Source organism: Acinetobacter sp. 70_2, from assembly GCF_056736115.1.
Genome location: NZ_JBWZIP010000015.1, coordinates 1790963 through 1803644, shown reverse-complemented (window position 1 = coordinate 1803644; position 12682 = coordinate 1790963). Strand labels below are relative to the sequence as shown.

Sequence of the window (12682 nt, the reverse complement as noted above, 5' to 3'; positions counted from 1 at the left end):
ATCCCTTTTAAAAGAGATAGGTTTTTTTATATCTAATGGAAAAATAAATAATAAAAGTTATAAACACGTAAACTATATGAAAACGATGAAATTATTATTTTAACTATATTTAATAACTAAATTAACCGGCCCGCCAGAACTGACGGCCCATCACTTTAAAGTTTTTCCCGTTCTCTTCAGTGACACGGCGATCTCTAAATTTTTCATTTAAGCTATGCAAAATTAAAGAGCCATCTGCTTCTTTAAAAATTTGTTTAATCATTCCCTCGCCAGCGAAATAAACTGCATAGATTTCTCCATCAATCACTTCTGTTTGGGAAATATCAATACCGACCAAATCTCCATCTTTGATGTAATCGGTCATACTATCGCCCTTAGCTTTAATAATGCGCATGCATTCCTGAGGAACACGCTTTTCTTTAAAGAAAGAAGCAGGGAAAGGAATTTTTCCATTAATTGCATCAAAGTGGAATTCGATTGATTCGCCTGTACCACAAGAAAAACTTGCTTCAACGACTTCAATCCACACATATTGATCTACTACATCACTACTGACAACGGTAGGACTAAATACATCACTTTCTCTAAAAGAATCTTCTGTGTTACCAGTAGTGAGCCAATAAGCGTCTACACCTAAAAACTGTGCAATGAGTGGAAGAAAAGCAGATTTTAAGTTCTTTCCCGATTCTAAAGCTTGATAAGCAGGCTGAGACATTTTTACTGCTTCAGCAACTTCTGCCTGAGTTTTCTTAGCTTTAATCCTTGAATCTTTTAAACGGTCTTTAAGAGCCATAATGATCGCACCAGCTAACTTATAACAAATATATAACTTAAGTTATATCTAGTAAAACAACTATAGTTATTGACTAATAATAACTATAGTTATAATATCAGTTATAAGAACTCATTGATAGAACGAATCAAATATTTTACTTAAGTATATTTTTAATTTTTATCAATGGCTTAGTAAGTAGTGATATTTATTCTGCCTCACTGGATGACAGAATATAAAAAATGGCGATAGTGAATCAGTGGTAGAGATCGGCTATCAAAAACAAAAAATGAAATAAAAAAAGCCCGATTCCGTGGATCAGGCTTAATGTTCGTCGATAAAGGGTATCAAGAACATGAAGAATCTAACAAAGAATTTAATGGCTCACAAAAGTTTCCGATATACGGCAGCATGTTATGTCAAATTTTTGGTCAAAAAAGTGAAGCAATTCATCAACTTTACTCTTTTTTCTTGTTCTTATGCCAATGCTTAAGTGCTGGTAAAAAGGTTTATGAGATTGAGCGATTTTATTTAAATAGTTTCTCTAAAAAGGTATTAAATAACATTGGTTTATAAGATTTTATCCTTTTAGAGCGTGTGAGGATTGAGTTATGGAAAATTTTTTAACATTAAATGGACTAGCTTCTGCTTTTAAGCTTTATGGTACGGTCATGATGATTGCTTTAGCAGTGAGCTTAGTCGTAGCAGTGGTTCTAATCATGCGTTTTCCTCGTTCACCTCAAGAATGGGTAGTCGGTTTAATTTGTACTATTGTCTCAAGCTTGACTGGTGGCTCATTCATTATCATGAAATGGAACTTGCATGAATGGGTGACAGATATATGGGGCATGATCACTTTAGGTGGATTCTTCTTTATTTGTGGCCTACCTGGCTGGGCAATTGTGAGATGGATATTTAACTTCATTAATAAACAAGAAGGGAAAACCATTGTTGAAGTAATGAAAGACTTAAAAAAAGCAAAAGATGATATTCAAAGTTAATACCTAACAGTGAGTTTTATAAATGAGGACAATCCCATGAATATTGAACAATATTTAGATGCACTTATAAAACGTGAAGGTGGTTATGTAAATGACGTCCTTGACTCTGGCCATGCTACTAAATATGGAATTACACAAGCTGTTGCACGTAGTTATGGATATCAAGGTGAAATGAAGGATTTACCTTTAGAAATCGCAAGAGATATTTATAAGAGCCAATATTGGCTGGAGCCGCGATATGATCAAGTTAATTTGATTAGTCCGATCATTGCTGAAGAGCTACTCGACACAGGAGTAAATTGCGGTATTGGTTTTACAAAACCACTTCTACAGCGTGCTTTGAACTTGTTAAACCGGCAAGGGAAAGAAGGTTGGGCGGATCTTAAATTGGATGGGGAATATGGACCCTCTACATTACAGGCTTTATCAATCTATATAAAGAAGCGCGGTAATGAAGGTGAACGGGTATTAGTACGTCTTCTGAATATTATGCAAGGCCAACGCTATATTGCAATTACCGAGAAAAATCCAAAGTATGAGCAGTTCTTTTATGGATGGCTTGCTAACCGTGTGAACTTATAAAAAGACCAACTTGTTAGAGCTGTTTTAAGCATAGGCTACAAAACATTTAACAAGCTGGTCCATTCTGCTTTTTATAGGAGTACAAACTTTTTATTGAGTAATAAGTAAAATAGCGAGAAGAAAGAAAATACAACCACTGACTTTATTCAGTTTTGCAAAATTATTTCCGGCAAGCATTTTCTCTTTAAAAATAGAAGAAAAGTTGGCATAAACTAAATGAATTAAAAATCCAATGAAACAGAAGGTTAAAGATAAAACCAGAAACTGATTTAATATTTCTTTTTTAATATCAATAAACTGTGGAAAAAGGGCAATGAAAAAGACAATTGTTTTGGGATTAAGTAGTGAGGCAAACAATCCTTGATAGAAAAGTTTTGATTTCTTTATACCTTTCTCATCATGTTCAGTTTCGAGTAAATCTTGTGTTGGGGATTTTTTTATGAAATTTTTATAACCTAAATACATTAGGTAAAAGGCCCCAATAAACTTTAAGACCGTGAAGATCGTAGGATTACTGGTAATGATAAGCCCGACTTCACTTGCAGAAATCACAGCGATAATGAACATACCAATGATTAAACCGCTAATACCGAATAAAGCGGTACGGACACCATAGTTAATTGAATTTGTTACTGTAAATAAAACGCCTGGTCCTGGGCTTGATAATGTAAGAAAAGCAATGGTTATAAAAACTAAGAGACCATTCACGGAGTTACTTCCTGTTTATCATCAACATGTTAAGCTGCACACGTACTTTAAAGTAGAATAGGTGAAGTGTATATAGACAAGTCTGTATATTTTATAAAAAAGTAAAATATTTTAATTATTCCTAAAAGTAAGTGTTTGAGCTTATAGCAAAGCTTAAAAATCTATAGAAGACAAAATTTTATCTTGTAAAAAATAAGATATATTTAATTAATATATTGATGTTAAATCAATAAAATAACTTGTAAATAATTTTTTAAAATCAATGAATAAGATAAGAATGGAGGGTCTTAAATTAAGTAAAAAATCAATTAATCAAGATAGAGATTGCAATTCGTTAAGAAGCGTGTATAGTCGACTTTAACTACAAAAATATTCATGTAACCCTAAATCTCTCTTTTCGCAGTTTTATTTATAATCCTCCGTATATTATTAGATATTTAAGTAGAGTGTATATTTTTTAGTTCAATTGGTTCACCCAATAACAAATGATAATGTTTTTAAAAAATTAGGATTAATTTATGTCTAATACTACTGGTACAGTAAAATGGTTTAATGAAACTAAAGGTTTTGGTTTTATTCAATCTGATGAAGGTAAAGATGTTTTTGCACATTTTTCTGAGATTCAAACACAAGGCTTTAAAGTTCTTTTAGAAGGTCAGCGTGTTCAGTTTACTGTGACACAGGGTAAAAAAGGCCCACAAGCTTCGAACATCACAATTGTGACGAATGCTTAAATAACGTAATTTGATGATTTTATTTGGTTTATTTTTTGGCGATTTGCTCAATTAAATAACATGAAATCATCTACGTAGTTAAAAAACCCACTTCTTCCTTTGTGGGTTTTTTATATAAAATATTAAATAAGTTGATTATTTGTTTTATATAATATAAAAATTAAATTTATGTTTTATAAGTTAACATTATAACTGGTATAAAAATGGATATTTGTATTGGCGGTATTTTAAACGGTAAAGTAAGAAAAAATAATGAAAATTGTTTCTGTGTTGGAAACCCTCATTCAGATGATGTCACTGAGTACCATAAGCAATACTTTCATTTAAATGGAAAGCTTTTGTCATTTTGGGTGTGCAGTGAAATCAATTTTCAAGAAGCATCACGAATAGCCGAGAGTTTCTTAAAAAAAGAGCAAAGATCGTTAAGTGAATGTTAAATAAAAACACTTTAAGCTTGGCAACTATAATGCTTAAATCAGATAAGCTAAAAATAATTTTTAATTACATATTTTTAACAATTTAGATTAATTTGTTATTCATAACGTCATAAGTAATAGGGTAATCTTAGCTCAAAATATGATTTTGTTGTAAAATTAAACTTAACATTCATAAAAATTTATTAAATTTTTATTGTATTAACGGTCCATGACTTAAGTCATAAATAATATTTCTTTTTGTAGTATATCTAAAGGAAGGAAATAATTCTAAATGTTGAATATAGTACAACCTAATATTTGCTTTATTGGCAGCAGTAATTTGTCTTTAGCTTTAATTGGAGGTTTGGTTTTAAAAGGATTCCAAAAAGAAAAAATTAATCTTATAGAGGAAGTAAAGTTTGATAATGAGATTATTCTAAAGCAAAAACAGCATGAGGTAAAAAAGGCTGATATCGTTGTTCTATTACTAGACCAAAAAAACCTAAAAGCTATACTGGCGCCATTAAAAAAATGGCTAGCTGATAAAACAATAGTATCGATGATGGCTGGGGTTAATATTAAACAACTAGTAAGTATTACGGGTTCAAAAAAGATTATAAGAGTCATTTCTAACCCACCAGTATTAACTTATACGGGTACCCATGTGCTGATTGGTTCAGAATATCTAGAGCCTTTAGATAAAGAAGTAGTTGAGACAATTTACTCAGCAACAGGGAAGACCTATTGGGCAAACTCAGAATCGGAAAGTGATGCCATTATTGCTTTATCAGGTTCAGGCCCAGCGTACTTCTTTTATATTCTCGACAGTATGGTCAAAACAGGTGTTTCAATGGGGCTAGATAAGCAGTTCGCTTTAGATCTCGCACTACAAGCAGCCTCAGGTGCCGTAGACATGGTCCGTAAAAGTAACGTTCAGCCAAGTGAACTATGCGGGAAGGTGACACTGGCTAATGGAATTACCGAATCTGCTTTACGAATGTTTGAACTAGGAAACCTTTCCGACGATATCCGACTGGCTTTGAGAGCAGCTTATCATCGTAGTAAAGAAATAAGTCTCGAGATTAATGCTGAGATTGCTAGGCATAGCTTTAACTGATAACCAAGTACCTTTCAATTTGGAGATAACTTATATTTTGAAAGGTACTTTTTATACTTAATAAGTCATTTAATGCCCTAAGAATGAAGCATATAATTACTTATACTGGTTCATAATCAAAGCTGTTTTTATATGAGTATCTAGTTTAAATTATGGAATTTGCAAGAAATATTCCCAAATAATGTAGCCCAAACCAAACCCTAGCATTGAATAGAGTGTGATAATAAATAATACAAAACTAGCTTTATTTTTCTTTCTTAAAAAATTCATGTTAGCTACCTCGTGTCTAGATGTTTACTATCATGAAGAAATACAATGTGTAATCATAGATACAGAATTTTTTCAAAAAAATATAACAGATGAAGAAGTGTTATAAATTACTCTTTAATTAAGTTTTTCTTTAAATTTGTAAATCGAAAGACGTTAGGGATCTTAAGTCTAATTTTCAGTAGAAAAAATATAAAAATGGGTTTCCTATTGATTTATAAAAATATTATATTGAACTAGCTGTTGAAAAACAATCATTTACAATTGAAAGGAAACATTTCTAATTGGTTAGAATTATTAAATAAAATTGCGGATCAGTTAACGGAATTTTAATTTTTTTGTGGTTCATTTTGGTGCCATTTTACATAATACAGATAGTTTTTACATTGAAATCAAATTTGTTTTCACTCCATTACAATTAATTCTTCATAATCAAACTATGAATTTTTTTATTTTCAATTGTTTATAAGAATATTGAGGAGGAAGAAATGCCAAAGTATTTAGCTATAGCAGATAAAGTATACAAGGAAATTAAAAAAGACAATTTATTTACAGAAGACACCATTCAAAATTTAAACTGTTTAATTAGCTTAATTCGTAAAGCAATTAAAGGTACTGAGTTCAAACTGAAGTACAATTTTATAAATTTTGAAGAATGCTTAAATCAATTTAATAAAGAAAAGTCAGTTCATATTGATTTAAGTCTGATGCCAAAGTTTCAAAATGAAGGTGAGTTTATTTTATGGCTTGCTGGTTTCATTGAGCGAATGACAATTGGAGGTAAAGAAAAGTTGCCTCCAATTTCAAACTATATTCCGAAAGGCTTTAGAATTGATAAAGCCGAGATTCCTGTTGCTGCTGAACCAGCTAAAGAAGAAAATGCAGAGATGATCATTAATTACTTTAAATCTGAGGACTATATTAAGAACAATAAAATATCCTCATAAAATATAGAAGTATTCATCCACCATACTTCTATATCTCGCTGATAAAATTCAGCTACCGCCTTCTGGGGCGGTTTTTTTGCTTTAGAAATCTTGATTATATAGATTAAAAATGTCAGAAAATATGGAAATGTTCTATAAAGAAATAATAATGATTTAAAAAATAGTAAGTTAAAGATTATATTGTTATTTTTATTAAAATATTTTTCACATAAAAATACGCTTAAATTACGTATAGAAACATTTACTCGTACATAATTTTCAAAAAAATAGGAAGATGACGAGATGAATGAGAATGCTGAACTCATTAAATATTTAGATATTGCTGAAAATGTTTATGCAAATATTTATGAAAAGTACCAGATTACGGATAACCCTGTGACAAATCTCAATAGGGTTATGGCGGAAATTAGAAAAGAAGCTGAGCAAATCAATTTAAAGTTAAAATATAGTAAAATTGATTTCGAAGAATGTTTAAGTAAGCCTCTTTCTGAAAGAGAGATAAAAGTTGACTTAAGTCTACTGCCACGCTTTGAGTATCGAGATGAATTTATTTTATGGCTAGCTAATTTTATTGGAAATATTAGCGTGCAGAAGAAATTTATAAAACAAAACTATCAGTTTAATTAGCGCTATAAATTTTTAGTTCCCTAAAGCCTTAAATAAGTTTCTATAGATTAGCGATATAAAAAGAACAAAAAAGTGCACCTTTTAGAGGTAACTTTCATGAAGAATATTACGGAAAAATCGCTTTTTGATGTCTTTACACAGCATCAAGCCTATCTTTATCGAGCATCCTCAAGATCGGTAAATGAGCTTTTTAGATTTTTTAACGATGAAACACTCGTTATGCTTGATCTTTTGGCTGATTTAATAAAAGAGCTTAACCAGACTGAAAGGGCAGCTCTTGCGGGTGGCGAATACACAACTCGTCACCTTAAAAATATCCAACTTGTTATTTCTGATTGGTTTAATTCAGTGAGCGATGTTCTACCAGAAATGTTTGCTCATTCGGCAACTAGTTTGGCTGTTTATGAATCAAATTATATGGCTAAGCTATTTGGTAAAGTCATTAAAGATTTAGAGGGAGAGTACCTCTATAAATTAATAAAACGAGTTCCACTAGCTGGGGGTGCCTTAGTTGATGAGTCTTTGGCTCAAATTAGTGAGAATGCCCGTCAAAGAATTGAATATGTTATTCGAGATGGAATGAATACAGGCATGACACCTCAGCAAATTATTAGACGTATTACTGGTACGAAACGTCTTAAATATGAGGATGGATTGCTCAACAGTACCAAAATTGATATTGAACGTATTGTCAGAACCCTACGGAGCCATATTTCAAATCAGGTTTATTTATATAACTTTAAAAAATTTAATTTTGAATATGTCGGATTTGTGAGTGTGTTAGACGGAAGGACATCTAAAATTTGTGCCGCAATTGATGGTTCAATTTGGAAATTGAATGACCCAGCGAAAAGGGTTCCACCTTTGCATCCCAATTGCCGGAGTATTCTGGTACCAGTAAGTAAGGATGGCAGGCTTATTGGGAACCGATCTTTTATTATGGATGAAAGGAGAGTGCGAGACATTCCTAAAGATGAACGGGCTCAATTAATGGGCCAAATAGATGCAAATATTTCCTTCAAAGAGTTTTTCAAACTGACCGATAATTTTTTCCAAAAAGAATGGTTAGGTCCTAAACGCTATAAATTATATAAAGAAGGACAATTTGATTTTGATAAATTCTTTGATCCAAAGGGGCGGCTTTACACTCTGGATGAGTTGAGGGAACTTGATGAGCGAACGTTTAAAGTACTTGGACTGTAGCTTGGTAGAGACCAAAATTAACCTTTTGCAACTTAATTTTTAAAGGAGAGCTTGTTACCCTTGCGCGTGAAATTAAGGTGAGACTATGAAATTTATATTCCTCTTTATGAGCGCTATTACTCTTCCATGCTATGCAGCATCTGAAACTATGCAAATGCATTATTGTCATCTTGTGGAAAATGCGGCAAAAGGAGTTATGGATGCAAGACAACATGATGTGCCAGTGACTGAACTACAAGAGATTGCTAGCCATCTTGAAGAAGCAGAGGCAAAGCAACTTTATCAACAGCTCATTGATACAGCATATTCTTCAAAGTTGTTTGAAGATCCTTTAACTAAGACAAAAGCTGTTGAAGACTTTCAAACTACATGGCATGAAAAATGTTTAACGAAAAGTTCTATAGGCTGAGCTATACATGTAAATCGAACCTACTCATGGAGTAGGTTTTTTTGTTTAGTTAATACAATAAAAAGAAAAGTACTGCAGGTGAAAACATAGATGGGGCTAGCTGTTATAAAAAATAAATTCCAAGCTTAGCATTGCAAAACGGATTTAACGTTTATGACATCATGATGAAAAGATTCTACATAAAAAATATCTATAACAAATTAAAGACTAACCCTGTCATTTAACAATTAAAGGTATGCATTATAGAGAAGCTTTGTAGCTTATTTTTACTCTTAATTTAAGCTTAAGGCTTGGGCTTTTAGATATCGGCTAATCGTTAAGTATGTTTGGAGAACATACAATGATGAATCATGAAAGTTTATCTAAAAGTCTAAGTAAAGCTCCAGAAGTTACATTACTGTTCTGGATCATTAAAATTGCAGCTACAACCTTAGGGGAGACTGCAGGTGATGCGCTATCTATGTCCCTTAATTTAGGATATGTAATTAGTACAGCAATTTTCGCAGTGATATTTGCAGTTTTTGTTGGTCTGCAAATTAAAGCCAAGCAATATAATTCATTTTTCTATTGGGCGACCATTATTGCTACGACTACGTTAGGAACTACAATTGCCGATTTTGTGGATCGGACTTTATGCGTGGGCTATGCAGGGGGGAGTTTAATATTACTTATTTTATTAGGCCTGTCTCTGTTTGTCTGGTATTTAAGCTGCGGCACAATTTCGGTAAAAAGTATTCAATCTGCTAAAAGTGAAGTTTTCTATTGGTTAACTATTATGTTCTCTCAAACATTAGGGACAGCATTAGGTGACTGGACTGCGGATACTCAAGGGTTAGGGTATACGAGCGCTGCTTTAATTTTTGGTACTTTATTGCTGGTATTAGCGATCTGCTATTTTTATACCAAAATCTCAAGAACCTTATTATTCTGGTTGGCCTTTGTTCTTACTCGACCACTCGGGGCAGTTTTAGGTGATTTCCTCGATAAACCTATTGCACATGGTGGATTAGATCTAAGCAGATTTAGTGCATCTTTCGTATTGTTGGTTTTTATTGTAGTTTGTTTAATGGTCTTTAAACCTAAAGCAGCAGAGACAGTGCATTAACTTAACTTTTAAAAAAAAGCCACATTATTCGGTTGGGTGATGTGGTTTTTTAATGTGAGTGCAAAAGATTCAATTAAGTATCATTTATATTTTTTAGAGCGTAAAAAAGCCCTTGCTCGAAAGCTAAGGGCTTAGTCATTCATTGATCTAGCAATGAACTATATAAGGCTCATCTCATACTGAGGCCAGTATATATGAAATTGAGTCAATAAAGAAGGTAGGTGTGACATAACAGAAATATAGAGCGTTTGGATAAGGTTCTAATTTGGTCTTGTGGAGATAAAAGCAATTGTTAAATCGAGAAGACTAAATGCTTATAAAAACTCACGGTTGGCATAAAGACGGAATTTGATTTAAAGATTTAAATAATTGTGGTTACGCTAGCAGGGGTAATTCATTCTGATCTTCAATTTTCACCACTCGAAAGAATGGTAATTTTGTAATTAAATATTTCAAAAAAGATCATTAAATTATTTATTTATGAGTGATAACAAGATTATTAGTTCTAATTAATTTATTGGAAAATTCATCAAATGAGCAGACTAATACGGACTAATACAGATTAAAACAGACAAATCTAAGCAAGCCTAAACAAATTAAAATTAAGCTTTGTAAAGAGACTAAATTTATATTTAGTAGATAAAAGCATTATTCAAGTGTGAAAAATTTTATGACGTGATCTGTCGTAGTTGTTAGGTAAAGAGGTGGTCATTTAAGCAAAACTCTTATAAAGTAAAAAGATAGAACCAATTCAATGATTAAGCGTGGCATTTTTTTGCTCGTTTTAAGAGAAAAAGGACCAAGTACGCTAATACTTGATCCTTTTGCTGGTTCAGGTGGTATCTCGTAACGGCAATTACGGAATACCGAAATTTTTAATCGCCGTCCGAAGGCACAAACTAAGAGAACTTAGATGTAAAGATTAAAAACTAACTTAACTTAGTAAATATTAGACCACTGGTTTAAACAAGTAAACATTTTGTTTACTTCGGGAAACCTACAGTTTATTTCACTAAACATAATGTCTTGGTGAAGTAGATTATTACGGTTTAATATTCTGCATTAGAAAATTTATCTTTATTTCTATTTCTCTTAATTTGTAGCTTGGCGTAACTCTTTTTAGAGGTTTCGCATATGCACAAAACTCAAACATTAAACAATGCTTTAATTCCAGTTGTGGACGCCACAATTGGTGGAGAGGTTCAACCTTGTGTTGATGCCCGCATTTTACATCAATGGCTGAAAAGTGAAGATCGTTTTGCTGATTGGATAAAGAAGCGAATCAAAACTTATCGATTTGTTGAAAATGAAGACTACATTGTTTTTTCGGTAAAATTCGAAAAACTCTATGGTAGGCAGACTTCTCAAGAGTATTTATTAACACTGGACGTTGCCAAAGAACTATCAATGGTAGAAAACAACGAGCAGGGGCGAATTGCACGTCGTTACTTTATTAGCTGCGAGAAAGCCTTACGTCAATCAGCTTTCCATTTAATAGATCAGTTTAATAGAGCTACATTCGACCTTGAGAATTTAACGGATATTGCTTCTAAAGCTGGTCGGACTTTATGTTTAGTTGGTAAGCAACTTAAACCGAGAGCAAAATATAAAGTTGAAGAGTTAAAGCAAAAGATGCAACCACTTTTAATCTAAGTGATTAAAGAAGAAACCACCTTTCGAGGTGGTTTTTTAATATCTTAAATGTTAGATTTTGACCATTAGTAATAAAGAGTAATTTCATGAAAAAAATAATTTTATTAGGCGGTGTATTAGTCTTATCGCCTTTCATTAATGCTTCAACTGAAATCGAAGATAAACAAAAAATTTTGAATATGGTAAAACAATATTCTGGACTTGTTTCATGTATGAGTTCTTTTGAAAAAGATCCTGAAAATGGCAGGCCAACAACTATTAAGGATGTAACAACAGTTAAATATGATAAAGAAAATAATGAATATGTATTTTATGTATTGTGGGGCGGAGATATGGGATGCTTAGGTGGTTCGGGAACCATGTCTAGTTTTGTTACTGAGGTGGCTAGATATGGCGGAGACTGGAAACCTTATACTATTCAAACTGATTTTGCTTTTGGTCAGAATGTTGATATCAATTATGGATACATTGAATCAATCAAAAAAATTAATGCTAATAAATTTGAAGTTATAAGTTGGGACCATGCAGATAGTAAGTACGGTGGAGTAGATGGAGGTAGTAATTTTCCTGCTAATAAATTTAAGTATACGGTAGAGCGAGAAGGATATTCGAGATGGAGAGTTACTCATCAAACATTACTTGAACAAAGAAAGTAAAATGGGAAATCGTCTATTGATATTTTTTTATTATCTGAACTATTAAATTCTACTCATTATTAAAGGGGTGATTATTATGAATAAGATTATTTTATTGGGTTTAGTAATTTTAAATACGTCATCTGTATATGCTTTAGCGCCTAAAAATGGTGAACAACCTACCTATTGCGAGCAGATAGTTGCTGTTCATGGATTGCTTACGAGAGCACAAGTTGAATGTGGATATAGCAAGTATAATAAAGAAATGATTTCAGAGACTAAAAAATGTTTTAAGCATGAGCTTGGAGAGGAATATGGAATGGAAGTACTTAAATTTGGTTTGATGGAATATGATCGCCATGTTAGAGAAGAAGGAAAAGAACTTACCTGTAAATCTATTCTAAAAGAATTTCCAGAATATGTTCAAAAGTAAAAAATAAAAACTACCCTTGGGTAGTTTTTATTGTGCCTTTATTAACCACTTGTTAAATATTATTAAGAAATAT

The 12682-nt window shown here is 32.2% G+C and carries 17 protein-coding genes; 14 read left to right on the top strand and 3 right to left on the bottom strand.

Going from position 1 to position 12682, the window contains the following annotated elements; all coding sequences use genetic code 11:
- Nucleotides 1-121: 121 nt before the first annotated feature.
- Entirely contained in the window at nucleotides 122-793 is a 672-nt protein-coding gene (locus AC1PJ9_RS17605; protein ID WP_002048763.1) for an XRE family transcriptional regulator, read from the bottom strand.
- Between the two features lie 306 nt (nucleotides 794-1099).
- Here AC1PJ9_RS17605 and AC1PJ9_RS17600 point away from each other — a divergent pair, with 306 nt between their 5' ends.
- The 3 genes from AC1PJ9_RS17600 to AC1PJ9_RS17590 all read left to right on the top strand — a co-directional run bounded on the left by AC1PJ9_RS17600 (nucleotide 1100) and on the right by AC1PJ9_RS17590 (nucleotide 2355).
- Nucleotides 1100-1348, top strand: coding sequence for a hypothetical protein (locus AC1PJ9_RS17600; RefSeq protein ID WP_263613316.1), 249 nt, complete (start codon nucleotides 1100-1102; stop codon nucleotides 1346-1348).
- A gap of 95 nt (nucleotides 1349-1443) precedes the next feature.
- A complete protein-coding gene (locus AC1PJ9_RS17595; RefSeq protein WP_371508595.1) occupies nucleotides 1444-1773 on the top strand; it encodes a hypothetical protein in 330 nt (109 codons plus the stop codon).
- A gap of 36 nt (nucleotides 1774-1809) precedes the next feature.
- Nucleotides 1810-2355 (top strand): glycoside hydrolase family 108 protein, encoded by a 546-nt coding sequence (locus AC1PJ9_RS17590; protein ID WP_263613318.1) that lies wholly within the window; start codon nucleotides 1810-1812, stop codon nucleotides 2353-2355.
- Between the two features lie 90 nt (nucleotides 2356-2445).
- Here AC1PJ9_RS17590 and AC1PJ9_RS17585 read toward each other — a convergent pair whose 3' ends face one another.
- Nucleotides 2446-3063: a LysE family translocator gene (locus AC1PJ9_RS17585; RefSeq protein ID WP_311087958.1), complete on the bottom strand. Its 618-nt coding sequence runs from the start codon at nucleotides 3061-3063 to the stop codon at nucleotides 2446-2448.
- Nucleotides 3064-3581: 518 nt separating this feature from the next.
- Here AC1PJ9_RS17585 and AC1PJ9_RS17580 point away from each other — a divergent pair.
- The 3 genes from AC1PJ9_RS17580 (at nucleotide 3582) to AC1PJ9_RS17570 (ending at nucleotide 5330) form a co-directional block, all read left to right on the top strand.
- Nucleotides 3582-3797: a cold-shock protein gene (locus AC1PJ9_RS17580; protein ID WP_236753953.1), complete on the top strand. Its 216-nt coding sequence runs from the start codon at nucleotides 3582-3584 to the stop codon at nucleotides 3795-3797.
- Nucleotides 3798-4000: 203 nt separating this feature from the next.
- Nucleotides 4001-4234: a hypothetical protein gene (locus tag AC1PJ9_RS17575; protein ID WP_263613320.1), complete on the top strand. Its 234-nt coding sequence runs from the start codon at nucleotides 4001-4003 to the stop codon at nucleotides 4232-4234.
- Between the two features lie 271 nt (nucleotides 4235-4505).
- Nucleotides 4506-5330: a pyrroline-5-carboxylate reductase family protein gene (locus tag AC1PJ9_RS17570; RefSeq protein WP_311087957.1), complete on the top strand. Its 825-nt coding sequence runs from the start codon at nucleotides 4506-4508 to the stop codon at nucleotides 5328-5330.
- Between the two features lie 150 nt (nucleotides 5331-5480).
- Here AC1PJ9_RS17570 and AC1PJ9_RS17565 read toward each other — a convergent pair whose 3' ends face one another.
- Complete coding sequence (locus tag AC1PJ9_RS17565; protein ID WP_263613322.1) at nucleotides 5481-5600, bottom strand: hypothetical protein; 120 nt, start codon at nucleotides 5598-5600, stop codon at nucleotides 5481-5483.
- Nucleotides 5601-6085: 485 nt separating this feature from the next.
- Here AC1PJ9_RS17565 and AC1PJ9_RS17560 point away from each other — a divergent pair, with 485 nt between their 5' ends.
- The 8 genes from AC1PJ9_RS17560 (at nucleotide 6086) to AC1PJ9_RS17525 (ending at nucleotide 12609) form a co-directional block, all read left to right on the top strand.
- On the top strand, nucleotides 6086-6544 hold the full coding sequence (locus AC1PJ9_RS17560; RefSeq protein ID WP_263613323.1) for a hypothetical protein: 459 nt from the start codon (nucleotides 6086-6088) through the stop codon (nucleotides 6542-6544).
- A 282-nt stretch (nucleotides 6545-6826) separates the two neighbouring features.
- Nucleotides 6827-7171 (top strand): hypothetical protein, encoded by a 345-nt coding sequence (locus AC1PJ9_RS17555; protein ID WP_002048765.1) that lies wholly within the window; start codon nucleotides 6827-6829, stop codon nucleotides 7169-7171.
- 96 nt (nucleotides 7172-7267) lie between these two features.
- Nucleotides 7268-8374, top strand: coding sequence for a minor capsid protein (locus AC1PJ9_RS17550; RefSeq protein ID WP_263613324.1), 1107 nt, complete (start codon nucleotides 7268-7270; stop codon nucleotides 8372-8374).
- Nucleotides 8375-8459: 85 nt separating this feature from the next.
- Nucleotides 8460-8783 (top strand): hypothetical protein, encoded by a 324-nt coding sequence (locus tag AC1PJ9_RS17545; RefSeq protein WP_233930160.1) that lies wholly within the window; start codon nucleotides 8460-8462, stop codon nucleotides 8781-8783.
- Nucleotides 8784-9123: 340 nt separating this feature from the next.
- Nucleotides 9124-9888, top strand: coding sequence for a COG4705 family protein (locus tag AC1PJ9_RS17540; protein ID WP_263613325.1), 765 nt, complete (start codon nucleotides 9124-9126; stop codon nucleotides 9886-9888).
- Between the two features lie 1134 nt (nucleotides 9889-11022).
- Nucleotides 11023-11541: an antA/AntB antirepressor family protein gene (locus AC1PJ9_RS17535; RefSeq protein ID WP_263613326.1), complete on the top strand. Its 519-nt coding sequence runs from the start codon at nucleotides 11023-11025 to the stop codon at nucleotides 11539-11541.
- An 86-nt stretch (nucleotides 11542-11627) separates the two neighbouring features.
- Nucleotides 11628-12197, top strand: a complete 570-nt coding sequence (locus tag AC1PJ9_RS17530) for a hypothetical protein (protein WP_263613327.1) — start codon at nucleotides 11628-11630, stop codon at nucleotides 12195-12197.
- 76 nt (nucleotides 12198-12273) lie between these two features.
- Nucleotides 12274-12609 (top strand): hypothetical protein, encoded by a 336-nt coding sequence (locus AC1PJ9_RS17525; protein WP_163119961.1) that lies wholly within the window; start codon nucleotides 12274-12276, stop codon nucleotides 12607-12609.
- The last annotated feature ends 73 nt before the right edge of the window (nucleotides 12610-12682 follow it).